At 59.3% G+C, this 21,646-nt stretch carries 19 protein-coding genes and 3 tRNA genes; 21 read left to right on the forward strand and 1 reads right to left on the reverse strand.

Annotated features, from left to right (window positions below):
* Positions 1-61: 61 nt before the first annotated feature.
* From E7002_RS06005 to E7002_RS06030, 6 genes are all read left to right on the forward strand, one after another.
* On the forward strand, positions 62-856 hold the full coding sequence (locus E7002_RS06005) for an exodeoxyribonuclease III (RefSeq protein ID WP_303727958.1): 795 nt from the start codon (positions 62-64) through the stop codon (positions 854-856).
* A 42-nt stretch (positions 857-898) separates the two neighbouring features.
* Positions 899-1,459, forward strand: a complete 561-nt coding sequence (gene folE / locus E7002_RS06010; protein ID WP_303728009.1) for a GTP cyclohydrolase I FolE — start codon at positions 899-901, stop codon at positions 1,457-1,459.
* Positions 1,460-1,486: 27 nt separating this feature from the next.
* Positions 1,487-1,756 carry an ACT domain-containing protein gene (locus E7002_RS06015; protein ID WP_303727959.1) on the forward strand — a complete coding sequence of 90 codons (270 nt, stop codon included), beginning with the start codon at positions 1,487-1,489 and terminating at the stop codon, positions 1,754-1,756.
* Positions 1,756-2,226, forward strand: a complete 471-nt coding sequence (locus tag E7002_RS06020; protein ID WP_303727960.1) for a hypothetical protein — start codon at positions 1,756-1,758, stop codon at positions 2,224-2,226. Before E7002_RS06015 ends, E7002_RS06020 begins: the two co-directional genes overlap by 1 nt.
* A gap of 419 nt (positions 2,227-2,645) precedes the next feature.
* Complete coding sequence (locus E7002_RS06025; RefSeq protein ID WP_303727961.1) at positions 2,646-3,902, forward strand: peptidylprolyl isomerase; 1,257 nt, start codon at positions 2,646-2,648, stop codon at positions 3,900-3,902.
* A gap of 212 nt (positions 3,903-4,114) precedes the next feature.
* A tRNA-Ser gene (locus E7002_RS06030) sits at positions 4,115-4,207 on the forward strand.
* 827 nt (positions 4,208-5,034) lie between these two features.
* On the opposite strand, the gene E7002_RS06035 is transcribed toward E7002_RS06030, so the two are convergent.
* Positions 5,035-5,126: transfer RNA gene (locus E7002_RS06035), tRNA-Ser, on the reverse strand.
* A gap of 176 nt (positions 5,127-5,302) precedes the next feature.
* Between E7002_RS06035 and E7002_RS06040 the strand changes: the two genes are divergently transcribed.
* From E7002_RS06040 to E7002_RS06110, 15 genes are all read left to right on the forward strand, one after another.
* Positions 5,303-5,833, forward strand: a complete 531-nt coding sequence (locus E7002_RS06040; RefSeq protein ID WP_303727962.1) for a hypothetical protein — start codon at positions 5,303-5,305, stop codon at positions 5,831-5,833.
* 260 nt (positions 5,834-6,093) lie between these two features.
* A complete protein-coding gene (rpsF, locus tag E7002_RS06045; protein WP_066660603.1) occupies positions 6,094-6,387 on the forward strand; it encodes a 30S ribosomal protein S6 in 294 nt (97 codons plus the stop codon).
* A 51-nt stretch (positions 6,388-6,438) separates the two neighbouring features.
* Entirely contained in the window at positions 6,439-6,894 is a 456-nt protein-coding gene (locus tag E7002_RS06050; protein ID WP_303727964.1) for a single-stranded DNA-binding protein, read from the forward strand.
* A 21-nt stretch (positions 6,895-6,915) separates the two neighbouring features.
* On the forward strand, positions 6,916-7,179 hold the full coding sequence (rpsR, locus tag E7002_RS06055) for a 30S ribosomal protein S18 (protein WP_066660609.1): 264 nt from the start codon (positions 6,916-6,918) through the stop codon (positions 7,177-7,179).
* A gap of 15 nt (positions 7,180-7,194) precedes the next feature.
* Complete coding sequence (rplI, locus tag E7002_RS06060; protein ID WP_303727965.1) at positions 7,195-7,737, forward strand: 50S ribosomal protein L9; 543 nt, start codon at positions 7,195-7,197, stop codon at positions 7,735-7,737.
* Positions 7,738-7,953: 216 nt separating this feature from the next.
* Positions 7,954-9,342 carry a replicative DNA helicase gene (gene dnaB, locus E7002_RS06065; RefSeq protein ID WP_303727966.1) on the forward strand — a complete coding sequence of 463 codons (1,389 nt, stop codon included), beginning with the start codon at positions 7,954-7,956 and terminating at the stop codon, positions 9,340-9,342.
* Positions 9,343-9,369: 27 nt separating this feature from the next.
* Positions 9,370-10,635, forward strand: coding sequence for a DNA repair exonuclease (locus E7002_RS06070; protein ID WP_303727967.1), 1,266 nt, complete (start codon positions 9,370-9,372; stop codon positions 10,633-10,635).
* Entirely contained in the window at positions 10,628-12,847 is a 2,220-nt protein-coding gene (locus E7002_RS06075) for an ATP-binding protein (protein ID WP_303727968.1), read from the forward strand. Before E7002_RS06070 ends, E7002_RS06075 begins: the two co-directional genes overlap by 8 nt.
* Before the next feature lie 93 nt (positions 12,848-12,940).
* Positions 12,941-14,236, forward strand: coding sequence for an adenylosuccinate synthase (locus E7002_RS06080; RefSeq protein ID WP_303727969.1), 1,296 nt, complete (start codon positions 12,941-12,943; stop codon positions 14,234-14,236).
* 82 nt (positions 14,237-14,318) lie between these two features.
* A complete protein-coding gene (gene purD, locus E7002_RS06085) occupies positions 14,319-15,611 on the forward strand; it encodes a phosphoribosylamine--glycine ligase (RefSeq protein WP_303727970.1) in 1,293 nt (430 codons plus the stop codon).
* A 74-nt stretch (positions 15,612-15,685) separates the two neighbouring features.
* Complete coding sequence (locus tag E7002_RS06090; protein WP_303727971.1) at positions 15,686-17,020, forward strand: coproporphyrinogen III oxidase family protein; 1,335 nt, start codon at positions 15,686-15,688, stop codon at positions 17,018-17,020.
* 135 nt (positions 17,021-17,155) lie between these two features.
* Positions 17,156-18,514 (forward strand): cytochrome ubiquinol oxidase subunit I, encoded by a 1,359-nt coding sequence (locus tag E7002_RS06095; RefSeq protein WP_303727972.1) that lies wholly within the window; start codon positions 17,156-17,158, stop codon positions 18,512-18,514.
* 2 nt (positions 18,515-18,516) lie between these two features.
* Positions 18,517-19,530, forward strand: a complete 1,014-nt coding sequence (gene cydB, locus E7002_RS06100; RefSeq protein WP_303727973.1) for a cytochrome d ubiquinol oxidase subunit II — start codon at positions 18,517-18,519, stop codon at positions 19,528-19,530.
* Between the two features lie 21 nt (positions 19,531-19,551).
* Positions 19,552-20,886 carry a CHAD domain-containing protein gene (locus tag E7002_RS06105; RefSeq protein WP_303727974.1) on the forward strand — a complete coding sequence of 445 codons (1,335 nt, stop codon included), beginning with the start codon at positions 19,552-19,554 and terminating at the stop codon, positions 20,884-20,886.
* A gap of 140 nt (positions 20,887-21,026) precedes the next feature.
* Positions 21,027-21,102: transfer RNA gene (locus E7002_RS06110), tRNA-Phe, on the forward strand.
* Positions 21,103-21,646: the final 544 nt, after the last annotated feature.

A 21,646-nucleotide genomic window follows, 5' to 3' on the forward strand; every position in this document is an offset into this window, starting at 1 on the left:
GCGTGGCATTTGCTAGGGGCGGTATACTCTTCCCAAGTAAAGTGGCAAACAGAGGATGGTCATGAAACTCGTTTCGTGGAATGTGAATGGCCTGCGGGCGGTGGCGAAGAAGGGCTTTGCGGAGTCGTTCGAGCAGCTTGATGCCGACGTGTTTGCCCTGCAGGAAACCAAGCTGCAGGAAGGCCAGATCGACCTGGAATTTCCTGGCTATACCAGCTATTGGAGCTACGCCGATCGCAAGGGCTATTCGGGCACGGCGGTGTATTCGCGCGTCGAACCGCTCCAGGTGCTGCATAGCATGGGCCGTCCCGAGCTCGATGCCGCTGGCGAGGGTCGCATTTGCGCACTCGAGTTCCCGGCGTTCTGGTTCGTGTGCGTATACACTCCCAATGCCAAGAACGAGCTTGCGCGCCTCGACGGGCGCATGGAATGGGACGACGCGTTCCGCGAGTTCTGCAAGGGCCTGGAAGAGGGCACCACGCCCGAAGGTCCCCATACCGCCGAGCCCAAGCCCGTTGTTATGTGCGGCGATTTCAACGTCGCCCATAACGAGATCGACCTGAAGAATCCTGGCCCCAACCGTGGCAAGGCTGGCTTTTCCGACGAGGAACGCGAGAAGTTCACCACGCTGCTCGACGCGGGCTTCATCGACACCTTCCGCATGCTGAACCCCGACACGACGGGCGCCTATTCCTGGTGGAGCTACCGCTTCCACGCGCGCGAGAACAATGCGGGGTGGCGCATCGACTATTTCCTGGTGAGCGAGCAGTTGCGCGACAAAGTGCGCATGGCGCTCATCCATTCCGATATTTATGGCAGCGACCATTGTCCCGTGTCGCTGGAACTCGACGCATAAGGAGACTACGTGAGCAACGAACTCGATATTTCGGGCAAGACGATGGACCTGAAGAAGGTCGAGGAGGGCGTGCGCCTCATTCTGGAGGGCGTGGGCGAAGACCCGAATCGTGAGGGCCTGCTGAAGACGCCGGAGCGCGTGGCGAAGATGTACGCCGAGTGCTTTGCCGGTCTTGCCGCCGACCCGGCCGAATACTTCGAGACCACCTTCGACGAGCATCACGAGGAAATGGTCCTCGTGCGCGACATCCCGTTCTATTCCATGTGCGAGCATCATCTGGCGCCCTTCTTCGGCAAGGCGCATGTGGCCTACATTCCGGCCAGCGATGGTCGCATCTGCGGCATTTCGAAGCTCGCACGCCTGGTGGATGCTTATGCGCGCCGCCCGCAGGTGCAGGAGCGCCTTACCAGCCAAATTGCCGATACGCTCATCGAACAGCTTCATCCTCAGGGCGTCATCGTAGTTATGGAGGCCGAGCATCTGTGCATGAGCATGCGCGGCGTGAAGAAGCCTGGTTCGAAGACCACGACCAGTGCCGTGCGCGGCGCATTTGAGAAGAACCATGCCACGCGCGCCGAAGCGCTTTCCCTTATTTTCCGGTAGTAGCAGTTCAACGAAAGGAACTTGTACATGCGTTGCGTAATTTCCGTACTCGGCAAAGATCGTAGCGGCATCGTTGCCGCCGTTTCCGCGGTTCTGTCCGAATGCCATGCGAACATCGATGATATTTCCCAGACCATCCTGTCGGGCATCTTCAGCATGACTATGATGGTCACGCTCGATACCGACACGGCCGATTTCAACGAGGTCCAGGAAAAGCTCGCTGCGACCGCCGAGAAGCTTGGCGTGCAGATTACGCTGCAGCGTCAGGACGTCTTCGACTTCATGTACAAGATCTAATGTCTGCTCGCGCGGACATGGCCTCTTGGGGGCCGTATAGCGCTGGCCGTGCGCACGTGTTCCGTGCGTATGGCCAGCTAATTTCTGGGAACGATGCGGGTCTGTTCGTGGTGCTCGCGGGCGCGGATTGCACCGATGCCGCGCGCGAGGCGCTTGTCAAGTCCGCCCAGGCCCTTGGGTATGGCGCCGATGGCGTCACGTTCGTAAGCGTTGCCGGGCAAGCGTTGCCGGCCGATGCGTTGTATGAGGTCGTCGAGGGGCTCGACCCCATTGCGTTGGTGTGCGCGGGGGAGGAAGCAGCTCGCTTGTTTTCCCAGGCGTACCGCCTTCAGGCTGCGCCTCACGCTACGCAGCGCGTGCAGGGCAGGGAAGTCCGCCTGCTTCCGCAGATAGCCCAGAACATGGAAACGCCCCAGGGCAAGCAACTTGTTTGGCATGCGTTGAAGAGTTTGCCTCGATTGGACGCATAGCTGCCAGGCGCAGATAAGCCACGAGCCCCTCCATTCCTGCCTGAGAATGGAGGGGCTCATTCGTCTGGGGAGAAGGGTCCCAGACGGTAAAAGAGCCGCTTGCGCGGCCCCCTTACCAGACGAGAAAGCATTAATGCTTTTGGAAGAGTGACTACACTATAGGCCATATATTATTCTCCGTCAAGAATAGATGTCGAAAAAAATAATGATGTTGTGGGAAAAGGCGAGAGACCAAGGTTGAGTAACGCTCGATTCGCTCTCGTAACTGCAAAGAATGCAAATGTCTTGGGAAAAAGTGACGCCACACGGTGTAACGACTTTGTAGTAACGTGGTCATATTGTGCAAACCGAACTGCCAATTCTCCGCTATGGGAAAATTGGAACGTCTACAGAACTGCAATTATGCAAGGAAGGCACGTATGAACACTTCATTTGTTGCGCGTGCGGCAAGCGCTGCGGCCCTTTCGGTCGCATGCCTATTCGGCCTGGCAGCCTGCTCTTCGTCGAGCAGCTCCAGCGACTCGGTTGCCGCCACGGTGAACGGTACGGAAATCTCCGAGCAGACCATCACCGACTACATCGAATCGTTCCGCTCTTCGCAGTCCCTGGAAAGCGAAGAGGACTGGGGCAACTGGATGGCATCCTATAGCCTCGACCCCTCGAGCGTGCGTTCCGAGGTTATCGATTACTTCGTTCAAAAGGAGCTGAAGGTTCAGGCTGCCGCTGAAAATGGCGTCGAGGTCACCGACGACGAAGTCAACGAGCAGGTCGAGAAGATGAAGGCGAACTACTCTTCCGACGATGCGTGGCAGCAGGCCCTTTCCTCTGCCGGCACTACCGAAGACCAGTATCGTGACAGCGTGCGTACCGCCATGCTGGAAAGCAAGCTGAAGGAAGTCGTGGTAAGCGACGAGGACATCGAGCCTACCGACGACGAAGTGCTTTCCATGGTCAGCCAGTACGCTTCTGCGTTCTCGGGTGCCAAGCGTTCCTCGCACATCCTGTTCAGCAGCGACGATGAGGCTACGGCCCAGCAGGTGCTCGACCAGATCAACAACGGTGAGATTTCCTTCGAGGACGCCGCCAAGCAGTACTCCACCGACACCGCCTCTGCTGAAAATGGCGGCGATGTGGGCTGGGACCTGCTGAATTCCTTCGTTACCGATTATCAGACGGCGCTCGACGGCCTTGAGGCTGGCCAGGTGAGCGGTCTTGTCACCAGCGACTATGGCATCCACATCATCAAGTGCACCGAAGTTTACACGGCTCCCGACGAGGTAACGAGCCTCGACCAGGCTCCCGAGGCTCTGGTTGAGTACGTGCGCGCCATGGTGAAGAGCAGTAACTCCAGCACGGCTTACAACAACTGGCTGTCTGACTACAAGGATAAGGCCGACATTTGGACGGCCGACATGCCTTCCGACCTGCCGTACGACCTGGATATGTCGAAGTATCAGACGGATGACAGCACGAGCACCGATTCTACGAGCACGTCGACGGACTCCACGAGCACCGACAGCTCTGCTACCACCGATAGCGGCAGCACCGATAGCTCGTCCACGGACAGCTCCACGAGCACCGATGCTTCGACCTCTTCGACGGATAGCGCGAGCTCTTCTAGCTCGTCTTCCTCGAGCACCGATAGCTCCTCAAGCTCGTCGACGACCACCAATTAAGCGATACTCCATATTCGCGAATGCGACGACCCGGGCTCTCTCCCGGGTCGTTTTGTATGCTGCGATCCCGTCGAGTTGCGCTGGCGAGGAACGGAGGCGAAGCCAATCGTTCCTCGTCCGGGCAGCGAGCCCCAGCAGCAAATTTCTGTGCGGATTGTTTCTCCCGTTGTCCCAGGGGCGCAAAACTGCTACCATACCCAATTGCACCTCACGGAGGGGTGGCAGAGTGGTTGAATGCGGCGGTCTCGAAAACCGTTTTACCCGTAACCCGGGTAACGAGGGTTCGAATCCCTCCTCCTCCGCCATGGTAAACACGCAGGTCCGGCAACGGGCCTGCTTTTTTATTTTTCGGGATGGAAGGGATTCGAACCGATGAGGTGAAAACGCGTTTAGCGCATGCCCCAGTGGGGCATGCGTAGCGTTTTGCCCGACCGAGCCTGTGAGGGAGGGGTCGGCGTTCGCGCGGCGAACGCAGGAATCCCTCCTCCTCCGCCATGGTAAACACGCAGGTCCTATTTCTAAACGGGTGTCAGAACGAAAACGAGCAAAATACGGGGTCGTTTTTGCAAAAATGTCGTCGTTTACACGGTAATCTTGGCGCTTTTGGCTCTCCAACGGAGCGAAAGGGGGCGTCCCGCCCTTTTGTATCGGTATTGTCCCTGGTCGCTATTTCCTATGCAGAATCTCGGAGAGCTGCAAGCGTGTAAACGACGACATTTCTTACATTTTGCCGGCTGAATTTGCTCGTTTACGAGGTGCGCGGCCGTTTGGGCGGAAAGGATTCGAATCGATGAGGTGGACAGCGAACCCGGATACGCCCCAAGCCGACCCGAAGAGCCTACCAACGCTCCGCCATGCGAATGGGAGGGTGGCGGAGGGGCTCGCTTCTATGCTGGCGATTGTCGTCCTGCCGGGGATGCCCGCAAGGTCACTGTGAACGCCAGCTAATGCGCTCAGCTTAGCTGAGCGCAAGTAAAGGCATGAACCAGCGCAGCGCATGAGCGACGGTTTCGCCCCGTCGAGGGGCGAAACCGAGCGAACAGCGGAGCGGGTGACCTGAAGGGCATCCCCGGCAGGACGACGCGATCGGAATAAAAAAGCGAGCCCCTTTCGGGGCTCGCTATAACAATCATGGCGGAGAGATGGGGATTCGAACCCCAGATACCCTTTTGGGGCATACACGATTTCCAATCGTGCTCCTTCGGCCAGCTCGGACATCTCTCCATAAACCGAATGGCTGCCTGTAAAGCAGCGAATACGAAGTATACAGCATTCGACGGCCGTACGGCAAATGCGTTTTTCGTCTTCGCCGTTTATTCAAAACCCCACGTGTGAAATGCCCTATACTACTAGCAGCATAGAATCCCGCACCAGGCCGGGAGCTCGAAAGGAGAGGCATTATGGCCGATAGAATCGTTGAAGACACGCTCGAGAGTATTCCCGAAATCCCCGAGCGCTTGCAGGCCGTGCTCATCGCCTCGCTGAAGGAAGCGCGCGAGCGTCTGGAAAAGGGCGAGAGCGTCGTTCCCTTCACCGCCCTCGCCGTGAAGGAGAATCTGTTCCTGGAATCGCATCCTGCCGACGATACGCAGCAGTGCTTCAACCTTGCTCGTCATACCGTGCAGAACGTACGTGGCGCCGATGCCTACGCGCTCTGCTACGACGGCTACGTGGAAACCGACGATGGCACCAAGGACGCTCTCATTGCCGAGGGTGGCATGGCGGGCGAACCCGAGGGCTATGCGATTGGGTACCTGTACGAAGAGGCCAAGGAGGAAGGCGCCTTCCCGAAGGTGACCTCCCAGCCCGTCTACATTGGCCCCGCTCCGAACTTCATGATGCTCACGCCCGACGTGCCGGCGGAACCCGCCACGGAAGCCGAGGCGGCCGCTGCGGAAGCGGGTCAAGAGTCCACAGGTGCTGCGGAATAGCGCATGAATCACGTCGTGGCGGCTGGGGTGACCCAGTCGCCATTTTTATGCAAGCTTTTCGCGACCTTTTTAGTGCCGTGGTGTCACTGCGTTCGCTCAAGCTTAAAGGCAACGTTCGGGTGGCGCGCTGCAGGTTTTGTGAAAGGGAGCGTACGTGTGCTTGCGCGTGCAATATGCGTTTGCTAGTATGACAAAGCTATTCCTGCTTCGGGAAAGGAAAGAATGCCCGAAGCCGTAAGTCCACAGGAGGAGGTGAGCCGATGAAGGCTTATGAATTGCTGTATTTCGTCGCTCCGTCGATCGACGAAGAATCCCGTACCAACGTTTCCACGCGTATCGCGAACACCATCGCCGAGGGCAATGGCGTGATCGATGAGACCGAGGAGTGGGGTAAGCGCAAGCTTGCGTACGAAATCGATGGCCTGACCGAGGGTGACTACACGCTCGTCAACTTCCATGCAGAACCCGAACACATTGCAGAGCTGAATCGCGTGCTGGGCATTACCGATGCCGTGAAGCGTTTCATGATCGTGTGCCGCGCTGACCGCGACTAAGCAAATTTGTTCGGAGAGGGCTTGCCCTCTAAGCAAGGATAGGAAGAGACTATGAGCATCAATCGAGTTGTTATCAGCGGCAATCTCACGCGCGATCCCGATCTTCGCCAGACCAGCAGTGGCATGGCGGTTCTGGGCTTCGGCGTGGCGGTAAACGATCGTCGCAAGAACCCGCAGACTGGCGAGTGGGAAGATTATCCCAACTTCGTCGATTGCACCATGTTCGGTTCGCGTGCCCAGAGCATTTCCGGTTTCCTGCGCAAGGGAAACAAGGTTGCCATCGAAGGTAAGCTTCGCTGGAGCCAGTGGGAACGCGATGGACAGAAGCGCAGCAAACTCGAGGTCATTGTCGACGAAATCGAATTCATGACCCCGCGTGGCGACAACGGCGGCTATAACAATGGCGGTTACAGCAACGGTGGCTACAGCCAGCCTGCTGCTGCACCTGCGCCTGCGCCCCAGCCAGCGGTGGATGCTTCGGTCTACGATGAAGACATCCCGTTCTAGGGATCACGAAAGAGGTATGTAATGTCTGATTACGTGAAGCAGCCTCGTCGTAAGTACTGCCAGTTCTGCAAGGAAAACACTGAGTACATCGACTACAAAGATACCCAGATGCTGCGTAAATATGTAACCGACCGCGGTAAAATCAAGCCTCGTCGCGTCACGGGTGCCTGCACCCAGCATCAGCGCGACATCGCGAACGCCGTGAAGCGCGCCCGCGAGATGGCTCTTATGCCGTACGCCGTGCCGTCCATCAGCGGCCGTGGCGATCGCCGCAATCGCGGTTAGTTCGAAAGGATAGCCATGAAAGTTATTTTGCTTCAAGAGCTGAAGGGGAGGGGAGTCGAAGGCGACGTCATCGAAGTTGCCGACGGTTTCGCCAACAACTTCCTGCTCCCGCAGAAGGTGGCTGTCAAGGCCACGAAGGGTAACCTGAAGCAGCTGGAAATGCGCCGTCACAACATCGCCAAGCGCGAGGAGACCCGCACGGCTACTGCCAACCAGCTGAAGGAAACCCTCGACGGCACCACCGTTCAGATCGACGCCCGCGTGGGCGAAGAGGGCCAGCTGTTCGGTTCCGTTACCGCTCAGATGATCGCCGACGCTGTGAAGGAACAGCTGGGCGTCGAGATCGACCGTCGTCTGATCGACCTGAAGGCTCAGATCAAGACGGCTGGCGAGCACGAGGCCACCGTTGCCCTGCATCGCGACATTAAGGCCACGATCAAGATGATCGTTGGCGACCCCGAGGCCATCGCTGCTGCCGCTGCCGCAGCTGGCATCATCGAGGAAGCTCCCGAGCAGGAAGCCGCTGAAGAGGAAGCTGCCGAAGAGGCCGCTGAATAGTTCAGCCAAAAAATCTTTTCCACTGTCCTAGACGGTGGAAAATGTGGAAAACCCCCGAAGGCACAGGTTATGCCAAGGGGGTTTTCCTTTGCCGTTGTGGAAAACCCAACCTTCGCATCCGACCATAAAAACGCCACTTGAACAGCGGTTATATTGGATTGCAATCTGGTGTACTATAACGGAATCGCACGATGAAGAAGGAACTAGGGAGCACGCATGCCCGATTACAATGAACCGGCTCTTTCGAAGGGCGGATCGAAGGAAACCCCGCATAACATCGAAGCCGAACAATCGGTTCTCGCTGCGTGCATGCTCAATCAGGAAGCCATCGACGAGGTGGCTTCGAAGCTCATCCCCGAGAACTTCTACCGTCCCGCGCATCAGATCATATTCCGCAGCATGTGCGAACTGCATGCGCGCAACCTGCCCATCGACCAGATTTCGCTTGCCGAGAACCTACGCGCGTCGGGCCAGCTCGAAGCTGCCGGTGGGAAGTCGTACCTGGTCGATCTGGCCGACAACACTTTCGCGCTCACGAACTGGATTATGCACACCGACGTGGTGAAGCGTACCTCCATCCTGCGCGACCTTATTCGTGCCTCCGCCCAGATCACGGCTATGGCCTACGACGCGCCCGACGATCTGAACGAGGTTGTCGAAAGTGCCGAGAAAACGCTGTTCAGCGTTACGGAGCAGCGCGTGTCCTCTACGTTTTCGCCCATTACCACGCTGCTCACCGAAGCATTCGACGACATTACGAAGCTTGCCGAACAAAAGACGCATATGGCGGGCGTGCCCACGGGCTTTACCGACGTCGACAACCTGTTCCACGGCTTTCGCGGCGGCGACTTGGTCATTCTTGCCGCTCGCCCCGGTGTTGGCAAAACGTCGTTCGCTTTGAACCTTGCCACCAACGCGGCGAAAGCTGGCTTTCCCACCACGTTCTTCTCGTTGGAAATGAGTGCGTCCCAGCTCGTCCAGCGTATCTTGTGCGCGGAAGCGCGCATCAGCTTGGAAAAGGTGCGTGGCGGCTTCCTGGGCGAATCCGATTGGCAGGCTCTGGCCGATGCCATTACCCGCCTTTCCAACGTAGAGCTCTACATCGACGATACGCCCTCGCTTTCCATTTTGGAGGCCCGCGCCAAGGCGCGCCGCGAGCTGCGCAACAAGGACAAGGGCCTCATCATCGTCGACTACCTGCAGCTCATGAACCCGCCCCAAGCTCGCAAAGACGGCAACCGCGCCGTCGAGGTTGGCGAAATCAGTCGAGGCCTGAAAGTTCTGGCCAAGGAAATGGACATGCCCGTTATTGCTCTGTCGCAGCTTTCTCGTGCCGTCGAGCAGCGTGGCAAGAACAAGCGCCCCATGCTTTCCGACCTTCGTGAATCGGGCTCCATCGAGCAGGACGCCGACATCGTTATGTTTATCGACCGAAGCATGGACGAGATAGAGGCCGAATCCGATGAACGCCCCGACCTGGGCACGGCAAACCTCATCGTAGCCAAGCACCGTAACGGTTCCACGCGCGACATCACGCTTTCCTGGTCGGCCGAGAACACGGCATTTGGTAACTACATTGACGATAGCCGATTCGGGGGCATCTAAATGGGGCCGGTGCGCTAAACTCTTACCATGAGCAAGCGCATTACATGGATCCACACCGCCGACCTTCACCTGGGCGCGCCTTTCAGGGGGCTGCGCGCGCTTTCGCCCGCTTGGGCCGATCGCATGGTGGAGGCTATTCCCGAGGCGTTTGATCGTCTTATCGACCTGGCCATTCAGCGCGAAGTTGATTTCATGGCCATCGCGGGCGACATTTTCGATGCCGCGCAGCCGTCATATCGCGACGTGCTGCACTTCGCCGACGGCATGAAGCGCCTTTCCGATGCCGGCATTCCCGTGTATTTCTGCACGGGCAATCACGATCCGTATACCAGCTGGAAAAATTCCTACGTGCGCCTTCCCGAAAGCGTGCACATGTTTCCCGCATCGCAGCCAGGGTTCTTCCTGTACGAACGCGACGGCGAGCCCCTGTGCGTGCTGGGGGGTCGTGGGTACTACAATCAGACGGTTTCGGCCGAGGAGAACCTGGCTGCGGGCATTACGAAGACTGCTGCCCAGGCGGCTCTAGGCGTGGAAGCCCCCTTCGGCGTGGGCGTGCTCCATACGGGCTTGCATCTCGACAACATCAAGGCGCCCACCGATCCGCGCGAGCTTCGCGCCGCAGGATTCGACTATTGGGCGCTGGGCCATATCCACCAACCGTACTTCGACACGCCAATCGATCCCCATCTGGTCTTTTCCGGATGCATTCAGGGTCGCGACATCAAGGAGACGGGGTCGCGCGGCTGCTATGTGGTCACGCTGGAAGAGGGTGCCCCGAACCAGGCGGAGTTTGTTCCCCTGGCCAGCGTGGTGTGGCAGAAGCTCACGGTGGATATATCCGAATGTGCCACGCTCACCGATTGCCATGATGCCATCATGCGCGAGCTGTTTACGGCGAACGGCCACGCCCAGTGCGAGGAAATGGTCGAACGCGTAACGTTGGTGGGCAAGACGCCCCTGCATCACATCTTGCGCCAGCCTGGCGTGGTGGAGGACCTGCGCCAGCAGATCAACGATGGGTACCCCGTCTTCTTCTGCGATGCCCTCATCGACCGTACGAGCCAGCCCATCGACCGTGCCGCCTTGGCGGCGGAGGGGCTGTTCCCCTCGGCGTTGCTCGCGCAGTCTGCTCTCATGGAGGATTCTCCGAGCGATCAGGTAGATTACCTGCAGCACGAATTCCTGGCGCATAGCCTGCAGCTTCCCTCGTCGTGTGTGCGGGACATCGACCGTCTTATACGCGAAGCCGAAGAGGAAGTGCTCGATTTGCTGGGAGGTCCTACCGATGACTAACCGGCTGGGAACGCATTATCTGAAGCGCGTGATTATGGACGCCTATGGTGCCTTCGCGCGGCGCGAGGTAGGTCCGTTTGCTCCGGGGCTGAACGTGGTGTTCGGTCCGAACGAATCGGGGAAGACCACGTTGGCCTCGGCCATTGGCGGTGTGCTGTTTGGCTGGCCCGATGCGCGCATGGAGCGCAATACCTATCGTCCCGCTCATTCCGAGCGCGCCGTGACGCTCGAGTTCGCCGAAGATGGCGGTCCTGATGTCGTCCGCTGCACGCGCGTGCGCAATGCCGAGGGCATCAAGCCCGACCCGCACCCCTCGATCATCAGCGACATCGATGCTGAAACGTACGGAACGATCTTCTCGCTCGACTCCGACGAGCTTCGCAGCTTGGGGCATGTGGGAGACGTAACGTCGCGCCTGCTCACTGCAGGTGCCGGTACGGCATCCTCTCCGGCGGGCGCCGTGCGCGCCCTCAACGCATCGCTTTCCGATTGCTTTTCGCGTGCCGCTGCGAAGGGCAATTCCATTGCCAACATACAGGCACGTCTCGATGAGGTGCGTGCGCAAGTGAACGAGGCCCAGGCCCAGGCTGCGCGCTATCGTCGCGAAGACGGTGAGATGGCCGAGCTTGCCAAGCGCCGCGTCGAGTTGCAGCGTGCCGTCGTTCGCCTGAACCAGGAGATCGAGTCGATTACCGCCCAGCGCGAGGCGCTTCTCCATGCTCAGGACGAATCCGAACGGCTTTCCGCCGACCTTGCCGCGCTTGATGAACAAATGTCCCAGTTAGAAGCTGAGGAAGCGGAGCTCGAAGCCCGTCGTGGCGAGCGCTACCTGCGGCTCGATGCCGTGGAGGAACGCACGCTGCGCGAATCGCTCGACGACATGGCCGAAGAGCGGAATCGCCTGGAACATGGCGTTGCTTTGGCGAAGCAGGACTACGCGCTTTCGGTGGCGGGACACGAGGCGTTGGAGGAAGCCGATGACGTGAAGCGCCTCCAGGAGCGCGCTACGCGCCAGAAGCGCCTGCAGGTCGCCCTTTCCGCAGTACTGCCCATCTTGTTCGCCGTGGCGGGTACCTACGTGTTCGTGCGCGGCCGCCATATTTCCAGCCTTTCCATCACCGTGCTTGGCGTTGCGCTGGTGTTTTCCGCCGTCATTATGGCGCTTGCTGCCATCGTCATGCTCTTCCGCCCCAACCGCATGGAGGAAGACGTGGAGGCACGTTTGCGCGACTCTCAGCTGGTCATGCAGAAGGACAAGCGCAAGCTTCAGGTGAGCGAAGAGGCGCTGTCCGAACATAACCGCAGGGTAGACGAGTTCCTGGCCGAAGCGGGCATGCAGCGTGCTCGGGGCAGCTTGCGTCGCGCCCGGGCCTTGCTTGACGAGACGGGCGAGCTGCGGGCTCAGGCCACGCTGCTCGACCAGCGCCGCCAGTCCATCGAGTCTCAGCGCGCGTCAATCCAGAAAGCACTCGATCGCTGCTCTTCCGATAGTCGGAACGCCTTTTCCGCTTTGGGTCAGGAAGGCAGCGCTCCGCTCTCCGTCATTGATGAGCGCTTGCGCCTGCGCACCGAACAGCGCGATGCCCAATTGCGCACCATGGAAAGCGTCAATGCCCGGTATGGCGAGCTTTCCGCCACGTTGGGGCAGGCGCGTCATGCCAAGGCGTTTGACGAGGCGAAGCTTGCCCAGAACATGTTGCGTACGCGCATGCAGGACGCCCTGGAAGATTACGCGCGCCTGCTTCTGGCGCGTCGCATGCTGGAAGAGGCCATTGCCTCGTGGGAAGGCGACAGCCAGCCAGCGGTGTACCGCCAGGCATCCGAGCTGTTCTCGCTCATGACCGATGGCGCCTGGTCGCAGGTGCGCATCAGTCGTGAAGGCGCACTCGAAGCGGTGCGTGCGAACGGTGAGCCATGCGCCATCGAGGTGCTTTCTCTGGGCACTTGCCAGCAGTTGTACCTTAGCCTGCGTATCACCTTGCTTATGACGGCTCGTAATGTGGGCGTGAACGTGCCCATCGTTGCCGACGACATCCTGGTGAATTTCGATGAGTCGCGCAGGAAGGGGGCGGCCCGTGCATTGGCGCTTCTGGCAACGCGCAGGCAGGTCATCATCCTCACGTGCCACAGGGAAGTTGTAAGGCTTATGCAGGATGTCGCCAGCGATGCTCATGTGGTCGAGCTGTCATATATAATGGGCGATTGTGCATAGCGGGTTAGGCACGCGGCGTTATCAGCCCAAACGCAGGTGTTTGGGGCGCTCGCGAAACGCATCCCGCATTTTCTTCTGAGGAAAGGAAGTACCATGCCCAGCACCGTGCTCGTCGGCGCCCAGTGGGGCGATGAAGGCAAGGGCAAAATCACCGATCTCATCTCGCGCGATTTCGATTACGTCGTTCGCTACCAGGGCGGCAACAACGCCGGCCATACGGTAATCCATGGCGACAAGAAGCTCGCGCTGCATCTTATTCCTTCGGGCGTTATGTACGAGGGAATCACGCCGGTTATCGGCAACGGCGTCGTGGTCGACCCGCGCGTGCTCGTCGATGAGATGGCGAAGCTCGAGGCGCAGGGCATTTCCTGTGAGCACCTGGTCATTTCCTGCGATGCGCACGTTATCATGCCCTATCACATCGACCTTGATGGCGCTTCCGAAATGCGCTTGGGTAAGAACGAAATCGGCACGACCCGCCGCGGCATTGGCCCCTGCTATCAGGATAAGGCCGCCCGCACGGGCATTCGCATCCAGGACCTGCTCGACGAGCATATCTTCCGCCAGAAGCTGGAAACAGCGCTCGAGCTGAAGAACCAGATCCTGGAAAAGGTGTACGGCATGGCTCCCTACACGGTCGACCAGATCTGCAACGAGTACCTTCCGTACGCTGAGATCATTCGACCCCATATGGCCGAGACCGCTCAGCTGCTGAACTCTGCGCTGGCCGAGGGCAAGAACATCCTGTTCGAAGGCGCGCAGGCCACCCTGCTCGACATCGACCATGGTACGTATCCGTTCGTAACCAGCTCCAGCTGCTGTGCTGGCGGCGCATGCATCGGCACGGGCGTGGGCCCGAAGGCTATCGACCGCGTCATTGGCATTTCGAAGGCCTACATCACGCGCGTGGGCAGCGGCCCGTTCCCCACAGAGCTGTTCGACGAAGACGGCGAGGCCCTGTGCGAAATCGGCGGCGAGTACGGCGTTACCACGGGTCGCAAGCGTCGCTGTGGTTGGTTCGATGCGGTTATCGCTCGCTACGCGGCCGATTGCAATAGCCTTACCGACATGGCGCTCACTAAGCTCGACGTGCTTTCCGCGTTCGACACCATCAAGGTGTGCGTGGGCTACGAGGCCGACGGCAAGACGTACGACTATTTCCCCATGCAGCAGTCGGCGCTTTATCCCAACCACGTGAAGCCCATCTACGAAGAGCTTCCCGGTTGGAAGGGCCAGGACATCACCGGTTGCCGTTCCTTCGAGGAGCTGCCCGAAAACGCCCAGGCCTACGTTACCTATCTCGAGGAAAAGGTTGGCGTGCCCATGAGCATCATTGCCGTAGGCCCCGACCGTGACCAGACAATCTTCCGCGGCTGGCAGTCGAAGTAATTGAAGCGGCTTCGTTTCCCCGCGGAACGAAGCCGTGTGGTATGTTCACCTATTATCGTGAATGAAAGAAGGAGCTAACAACATGAACATCGTGGTACTGGGTTCCGGTGGACGCGAGCACGCCATTTGCTGGGCGCTGGCTCGTTCGCCGCGTTGCAGCACCCTGTATGCTGCTCCCGGCAATGGTGGCACGGCCCAGGTAGCCGAAAACGTTTCCGGCCTCGACATTACCGACGGCAATGCCCTGGTTGGCTTCTGCCGCGATCACGATATTGACATGGTGGTCATTGGCCCCGAGGCTCCGCTCGTAGCGGGCGTGGCCGACGTGCTGCGCCAGGCGGGCGTGCTGGTGTTTGGCCCCAGCGCTCAGGGTGCCCAGCTCGAGGGCAGCAAGACGTACAGCAAGCGCTTCATGCTGGACAATAACATCCCCACGGCCGCGTATGGCACGTTCACCGACGCCGCTTCGGCCGAGCAGTACGTGCGCGACATGGGCGCTCCCATCGTGGTGAAGGCCGATGGCCTGGCCGCGGGCAAGGGCGTTATCGTGGCGGGCGACGTGGAAACCGCCGTCGATGCTGTGCGCAGCTGCTTCACCGGTGCCTTTGGCGAGGCTGGCAGCCGCGTAGTCGTCGAGGAATGCCTTACGGGTCCCGAGTGCTCGCTGCTGGCGTTTGTTTCCGGCGGCAAGGCCTTCTGCATGGCCACTGCACAAGACCACAAGCGCGCCTACGATGGCGACCTGGGCCCGAACACGGGTGGCATGGGCGTGTACTCTCCTGTGCCCATCGTTACCGACGAAGAGCTCGCTGCCATGACGAAGATCATGGAAGATGCGGCAGCTGCCACGGCGCGCGAGCCGTTCGAGCAGGATTACCGCGGCGTGCTCTACGGCGGCTTCATGCTCACGCCCCAGGGCCCGAAGGTCCTGGAGTTCAATGCCCGCTTCGGCGATCCCGAAACGCAGGTCATCCTTCCACGTCTCCAGGGCGACCTGGTGAGCATCATGGAGGCCGTTGCCAAGGGCGCTCCCCAGGAAATCGAACTCTCCTGGCGCGAGGAATGGGCCGTGTGCGTGGTTCTGGCCAGCCAGGGTTACCCTGGCGCCTACGAGAAGGGCAAGGTCATTCTGGGCATCGACGAAGCCGAGCAGCTTCCGGGCGTTACGGTGTTCCATGCGGGCACCACGTTCAACACCGATGGCGAGCTGATCACCAACGGCGGTCGCGTGCTGAACGTCGTTGCCCTGGGCAGCTCGTTCGAAGAGGCGCGCGAGCGTGCGTACGAGGCATGCGACTGCATCAACTTCGAGGGCAAGCAGCTGCGCACCGACATTGGCGCGAAAGCCGCAGCGGGGCGCGCTTCCTGGGACTAGCCCGCATCATAGGGGGTACTCAGAGTAATTGAGGGGGACGCGCATGCGTCCCCTGTGTGTGAAAAGGATTGGCAATGCTCGAAGAACGAATTCTCTCACGTGTCATTCGTGGATGCATGGATGACTTTCTGAAACTCTCCCCATGCAAGGAGCACGACATTCCGGGCCCTCAGCCGGGTAAGCGCTATATGCTCTATATGCATATTCCGTTCTGCGAGCGCCTGTGCCCGTATTGCTCGTTCAATCGATTCCCCTTTGCCGAGGATCGCGCAAAGCCGTATTTCGAGAACCTGCGCACCGAAATGCGTATGCTCGCCGACAGGGGCTACGACTTCGATAGCGTCTACATTGGCGGTGGCACGCCCACCATCATGATCGACGAGCTCTGCAAGACGATCGACCTGGCTCGCGAGATGTTCTCCATCAAGGAAGTCTCCAGCGAGACGAATCCGAATCACCTCATTCCGGAATACCTGGAAAAGCTGGAAGGCCGCGTGCAGCGCCTTTCCGTGGGCGTGCAGAGCTTCGATAATGGCCTGCTCAAGCAGATGGGGCGTCTGGAAAAGTACGGCACCAACGAAGAGATTTTCGAGCGCATCAAGGTTGCCTCTCCGTACTTCCAGTCCATGAATGTCGACATGATCTTCAACTTCCCCGCGCAGACCGAGGAAATGCTCATTACCGATTTGGCTTACGTGCTGGAAAGCGGTGCGACGCAGACCACGTTCTACCCGCTTATGGCGTCTCCCTCGGTGGAACGCTCGCTCGCTGCTACGGTGGGTGCGGTCGACTACAGCCGCGAGGCTCATTACTACGACATCATCTGGCATGCCCTTACCGAAGGCGGCTTTAGCATGTCGAGCGCCTGGACGTTCGACCGCTCCGCAGGCGATATGATCGACGAATACGTGGTCGACTACGAGGAATACCCTGCGCTTGGTTCGGGTGGCATTACGTATCTGAATGGCAAGTTGTACGTGAACACTTTCAGCGTCACCGATTACAACGAGCTCATTCCCGCGGGCAAGCTTTCCGTGAAAGACGAGCAGACGTTCTCGCTGCACAATCGCATGCGCTACCGCTTCATGATGCAGCTCTTTGGCCTGCGCCTCGATAAGAAGCAGTTCAAGGAGGACTTCGGCATGTCGGTTGAGCGTGGCTTGCCAGCCGAAATGGCCTTCATGTCGGCCGTGGGCGCCTTCGACGTCAACAACGACGAGGAGATCACGCTTTCCCCCAAGGGCCGCTACCTGCTGGTTGCCATGATGCGCCAGTTCTTCATCGGCGTGAATAACCTGCGCGACCAGGCACGTGCCAAGCTTACCGGCTTCGAGCGTGAACTCATCTTCGGCGACGGCAAGAATTGCGCCGCTGCGCCCGAGATTTCGGTGGGCTCGCCTCTTCTCTAGCGCTGGCTTCAATAGGGTTGCCTTTTGCGGCGTAACGGCTATCCGTTACGCCGTTTTTCGTTTCTACCCGTATGAATTGTGCAGATTTCGTGATAATCTGAACGGTAGTATCCAGGTGGGGTGAAGGGGGTAGGGATGGACGTTGTCGTTTTGTCACGGTTCCAGTTTGCGTTCACCGTGGCATATCATTTCTTGTTTGTGCCGCTATCCATTGGCTTGGGCCTGATCATGGCGCTTGCTCAAACGCGCGCGTATCGTTCGGGCGACGCGGCCGACCAGGCTTCGGCGCGTTTCTGGGTTAGGCTGTTCACCACTACGTTTGCGGTGGGCGTTGCCACGGGCATTACCATGGAATTCGCCTTTGGCACCAATTGGGCCGATTACTCGCGTTTCGTGGGCGATATCTTTGGCGCGCCACTTGCGGCGGAGGCCCTGTTTGCCTTCTTTCTGGAAAGCACCTTCTTGGGCGTGGTGCTCTTTGGTCGCGGGAAGGTTTCCCCGAAGTTCTACCTAGCCGCATCGTGGCTGGTGTGGGCTGGGTCGCTGCTTTCGGCGCTCTGGATTCTCATCGCCAATTCCTGGATGCAGACGCCTGCGGGGTACGAGATTGCCGCCGATGGCAGCAAGGCCGTGCTCACCGATTTCTGGGCTGCGGCGTTCAATCCTTCGGTGGTGGCGCGCTACGCGCACACCATCATCGCTCTCATCATCATGGGTGCGTTCGTGGCCATCGCCATTGGCGCTTACCATATGCGTAATGGCAAAGGCGACTTCGGGAGGAAGACCCTGGCAACGGGCACGATTGTCGCCATTGTTGCCTGCGTTCTCATGATCCCCGCGATGCATCAGCAAGCCGTGGTGGTTGCCAACGAGCAGCCCGAAAAGCTTGCCGCCATGGAAGGTCAGTACGAAGAGGGTCCCGTGGGGATGTACGTTTTCGGCTGGGTCGACGAGGCAAACGAGACGGTGGTCGGCATCGAGGTTCCCATCGAGGGCATGACGTCCATTCTAGCGTCGGGCGACCCTTCCACCTCGTATATTGGCCTTCATCAGGTGCAGGCGAAATATGGCGAGACGGCTCCCGTGCAGATCGTCTTCCAGGCGTACCACCTCATGGTTGCCATGTTTGGCGCGATTGGGGTGTGGGTCATCCTTTCCCTGGTGGCCACCCTGCGCGTTCGCAAGGGTGCAGAGCCCTCACGCGGGTTGCTCAAGGTGCTCATGTTTGCGCCGTTGTTCCCGTTTATCGCCATCCAGACGGGTTGGATGGTCACCGAAGTCGGCAGGCAGCCATGGATTGTGTGGGAGGAGCTGCGAACCGCCGATGCGATCTCCCAGTCGGTTGACGCCACGCAGCTGCTCATTACCATCGCGCTGTTCGTCTTGGTGTATGCCTTCATTTTGGTGATGTACCTGCGCGTTGCTCTGGGCATCATCAAGGAGGGTCCCGTCAACGTCGCCATAGAATCGTCCGAGGCAAAGGGGGCGAACTAGCCATGACGTTCCTTCAAGTTCTCTGGTTCATTCTCATCTTCGTTCTCATCGCGGGGTATTTCGTTCTGGATGGTTTCGATTTGGGCGTGGGCGTGCTTTACCCATTTCTGGGCAAGAGCGACGACGAGAAGGCGCTGCTACGTCGCGTTATCGGCCCGGTTTGGGACGGCAACGAGGTTTGGCTGCTTACGGCGGGTGGCGCGTTGTTTGCCGCGTTCGCTCCTGCGTATGCATGCACGTTCTCGGGGTTCTACCTGGCCATCATGCTGGTTCTGTTTGGCCTGATCGTGCGTGCCGTGTCCTTGGAGCTCTATGCCCACGACAAGGGCAATGCGCACATCTGGGATGCCCTGTTTTTCGTTGGCAGCTTGCTTCCGGCGCTTTTGTTCGGCGTGGCCGTGGGAAACGTCATCGAGGGCATCGCTTTGAATGCCAATGGCGACTATACGGGCGGGTTCTTTGCCTTGCTCAATCCGTTTGCGCTGGTGTGTGGCGTGTTGGGCCTTGCCCAGTGCCTGCTTCAGGGTGCAGCGTGGATTGCGCTGAAGACGTTGCCTGGCAGGCTGCATAGTCTCGCCGTAGCGCTGCGAAAGACGCTTGCGTTGTCCGTGTTGGTGGTGTTCGGCCTGGCAACTCTTGCGTACTTTACGCTTGGCGCCTCGGCTGCAGCGGGTAGCGTTCCTGTCGCCGCGCGTATCGCATGCGTCTGCGTAATCGTGTTGCCCCTAGTGGCGTGCATGCTTCTGCGCAATGCGAGCGACCTTGTCCAGTTTGCTCTTTCGAGCCTTGCATGCGTGGGGATGGTGGCCCTGACCGCCACGACGTTGTTCCCGAATATCGTTCCGGCAACCGATGCTGCGTTGTCCATTACAGTGGCGAGTGCGGCTTCCAGCGACGCTGCGCTGGGCGCCATGACGGTCATCACGTGCATTGGCCTTCCGCTGGTCTTGCTTTATCATTTCCTTGTGTATCGTTCGTTTGCCGGTCGCGTTTCCAGTGATGACGCGGCGGAATGAGCCTCGATGGGACAATGATTCATGGATAAGATACTCGTGCTTGTGCGGCATGGGAAAGCGCAAACGCGAAATCAGGACATACCCGATGAACAGCGCGAGCTTACCGAAGCAGGAAGGCGTGCCTTGCGTGCGCATATGCCGCTCGTAGCCCGCCGCTTGGATTTCGAGGGCGTGGTTCTGGAGCCCGCGCAAATCTGGACGAGTCCCGCCGAGCGTGCGGTGGGCACGGCCGAAGAGCTGCTTGCTTCGCTGCAGAACGAGGGCTTGCCCATCGAGCCAGAGATGCGTCCCTGCACGTCCTTGCTGGGGCAGAACGAGGATTTGTTCCTAGACGAGCTGCGCAACACGTCGTCACGCGTGGTGTATGCCGTGGGGCATAATCCCATGATCGAGGATATCGCCGAGCGCCTAACGGGCGTTCATCTGCCTTTCGCTACGGGTGGTATGGCCGCCATCCGCGTTTCCTGGTCTGCGCATGCCGCCGTGGAACAAGAGCCCGATACGCGTTTGCTGTGGTTCGTGCAGGGTCCCGAGGCAAAGCGCTGGAAGACGCTCATCGAGATGGAGCACAAGCTGAAGTCCGCAAACGAGACGGTTCACAAGCGGCTTATCTCGTTTCTGGCCGACCCTTCCGACGTAGAGACGATGCACAAGTTTCGCGTGTCCATTCGCACGTTTCGCAGTTTGCTTGCGTTCGTGCGCCCCTTCCAGAAGAAGGGACAGAATGCGTCCATGCAGGATGACCTGCGCGAGGTTGTGCGGCTTACGTCGCGTCTGCGCGAGCTTGACGTGCTCTATGCGGAGCTTGCCGAACAGGAGGGCGTAGACCAGGGCCTGCTGAGCGCGGTGAACATCCAGTGCAATGACGAGCGGGGCAGGGTGTATCGCCAGCTCCACGGCAAGAAGGTACGTAAGCGTCTTAGCCGCGTATCGGCAGAGGCGAATCGCATCGAATGGAAGCGCCAGTATGCGTGGGGCGGTCTTCCTGCGGGTATTGTGCAGAAGCGCTTCAATGGCATGGTTTCCGATATTTATGCACGGTTGGGGGCTCTGCATATCGAAGACGCCGAGGAAACGCATACGGTGCGCAAGCGTGCCAAGCGCGTGCGCTATGCGGCCACCCAGTTTGCCGACATGCTTACCGCCGACGCTGCCGATGTGTCCGTTGCCATGGAGGAAGTCCAGGATAGCCTGGGCGCCTTGTGCGATGCCCGCGTGAATGTCGAGATCGTCGACGACTTTCCTGTGGTGGGGCTTTCGGAAAGCGCATTGCGCGACCTTATGGAGTTCTACGAGAAGAACCGTCGTTTCGTGTTGGCGTCTACTGGTGGCACAGAGGACGCTCCGCGAGGGTAGGACGTTGCCGTTGCCTCCTTGTTCATGGGCGCGTAGATGCTGCTAATCGTGTGTGCTTCGTGAACGAAAAATCCCGCTTGACCGACTGCGGGGTGATGGGTATAATTTCAACTCGCGCTTCGATGAGGCGTCACATAACTGGTCGGGTAGCTCAGTTGGTAGAGCAGGGGACTGAAAATCCCCGTGCCGAGGGTTCAAGTCCCCCTCCGACCACCATGATCGTACAGGCCCCAGCAATGGGGCCTTTTCATGTCCATAAACCCCGTAGGGACTTGAACCCTGCGAAGGGCGAACGCGCCAGCGGCGCGTTCGGGGCCGAGCGCCGCGATAGCGGCAGGCGAGGCCTGCGGGTTCCGGAGGAACGCGCCCAAGTCCCCCTCCGACCACCATGATCGTACAGGCCCCAGCAATGGGGCCTTTTCATGTCCGTAAACCCCGTAGGGACTTGAACCCTGCGAAGGGCGAACGCGCCAGCGGCGCGTTCGGGGCCGAGCGCCGCGGCAGCGGCGGGCGAGGCCTGCGCGCGATTTGGGCAGAATCGGCCGGCAAAATGTAAAAAATGTCGCGTATTACACATTGGTCGGCACCCGAGCTGCCGCATGAAAAAAGCGACCTGGGGAAACGCTGATTCGGGTATGGGGGATGGCGTCATTTGGTCCATCAGAGAGACAAAACAGGGGCTATTCGTGTGTAAAACGCGACATTTTTGCAAAAACGGTCCTCGATTTTGCCCATTTTGCCTTTGGCTCCTGCCTGGCTG

Source organism: Denitrobacterium detoxificans, assembly GCF_015062615.1.
Lineage (GTDB): Bacteria > Actinomycetota > Coriobacteriia > Coriobacteriales > Eggerthellaceae > Denitrobacterium > Denitrobacterium detoxificans_A.

What these genes read in the sequence shown, in the direction of transcription:
- E7002_RS06025 (WP_303727961.1), top strand. Translation starts at nt 2,646, where the DNA reads ATGAACACTTCATTTGTTGCGCGTGCGGCAAGCGCTGCGGCCCTTTCG.
- rplI (WP_303727965.1), top strand. Translation starts at nt 7,195, where the DNA reads ATGAAAGTTATTTTGCTTCAAGAGCTGAAGGGGAGGGGAGTCGAAGGC.
- rpsR (WP_066660609.1), top strand. Translation starts at nt 6,916, where the DNA reads ATGTCTGATTACGTGAAGCAGCCTCGTCGTAAGTACTGCCAGTTCTGC.
- E7002_RS06020 (WP_303727960.1), top strand. Translation starts at nt 1,756, where the DNA reads ATGTCTGCTCGCGCGGACATGGCCTCTTGGGGGCCGTATAGCGCTGGC.
- E7002_RS06105 (WP_303727974.1), top strand. Translation starts at nt 19,552, where the DNA reads ATGGATAAGATACTCGTGCTTGTGCGGCATGGGAAAGCGCAAACGCGA.
- cydB (WP_303727973.1), top strand. Translation starts at nt 18,517, where the DNA reads ATGACGTTCCTTCAAGTTCTCTGGTTCATTCTCATCTTCGTTCTCATC.
- folE (WP_303728009.1), top strand. Translation starts at nt 899, where the DNA reads ATGGACCTGAAGAAGGTCGAGGAGGGCGTGCGCCTCATTCTGGAGGGC.
- E7002_RS06040 (WP_303727962.1), top strand. Translation starts at nt 5,303, where the DNA reads ATGGCCGATAGAATCGTTGAAGACACGCTCGAGAGTATTCCCGAAATC.
- E7002_RS06005 (WP_303727958.1), top strand. Translation starts at nt 62, where the DNA reads ATGAAACTCGTTTCGTGGAATGTGAATGGCCTGCGGGCGGTGGCGAAG.
- E7002_RS06015 (WP_303727959.1), top strand. Translation starts at nt 1,487, where the DNA reads ATGCGTTGCGTAATTTCCGTACTCGGCAAAGATCGTAGCGGCATCGTT.
- E7002_RS06090 (WP_303727971.1), top strand. Translation starts at nt 15,686, where the DNA reads ATGCTCGAAGAACGAATTCTCTCACGTGTCATTCGTGGATGCATGGAT.
- purD (WP_303727970.1), top strand. Translation starts at nt 14,319, where the DNA reads ATGAACATCGTGGTACTGGGTTCCGGTGGACGCGAGCACGCCATTTGC.
- E7002_RS06080 (WP_303727969.1), top strand. Translation starts at nt 12,941, where the DNA reads ATGCCCAGCACCGTGCTCGTCGGCGCCCAGTGGGGCGATGAAGGCAAG.
- E7002_RS06070 (WP_303727967.1), top strand. Translation starts at nt 9,370, where the DNA reads ATGAGCAAGCGCATTACATGGATCCACACCGCCGACCTTCACCTGGGC.
- E7002_RS06095 (WP_303727972.1), top strand. Translation starts at nt 17,156, where the DNA reads ATGGACGTTGTCGTTTTGTCACGGTTCCAGTTTGCGTTCACCGTGGCA.
- E7002_RS06075 (WP_303727968.1), top strand. Translation starts at nt 10,628, where the DNA reads ATGACTAACCGGCTGGGAACGCATTATCTGAAGCGCGTGATTATGGAC.
- rpsF (WP_066660603.1), top strand. Translation starts at nt 6,094, where the DNA reads ATGAAGGCTTATGAATTGCTGTATTTCGTCGCTCCGTCGATCGACGAA.
- E7002_RS06050 (WP_303727964.1), top strand. Translation starts at nt 6,439, where the DNA reads ATGAGCATCAATCGAGTTGTTATCAGCGGCAATCTCACGCGCGATCCC.
- dnaB (WP_303727966.1), top strand. Translation starts at nt 7,954, where the DNA reads ATGCCCGATTACAATGAACCGGCTCTTTCGAAGGGCGGATCGAAGGAA.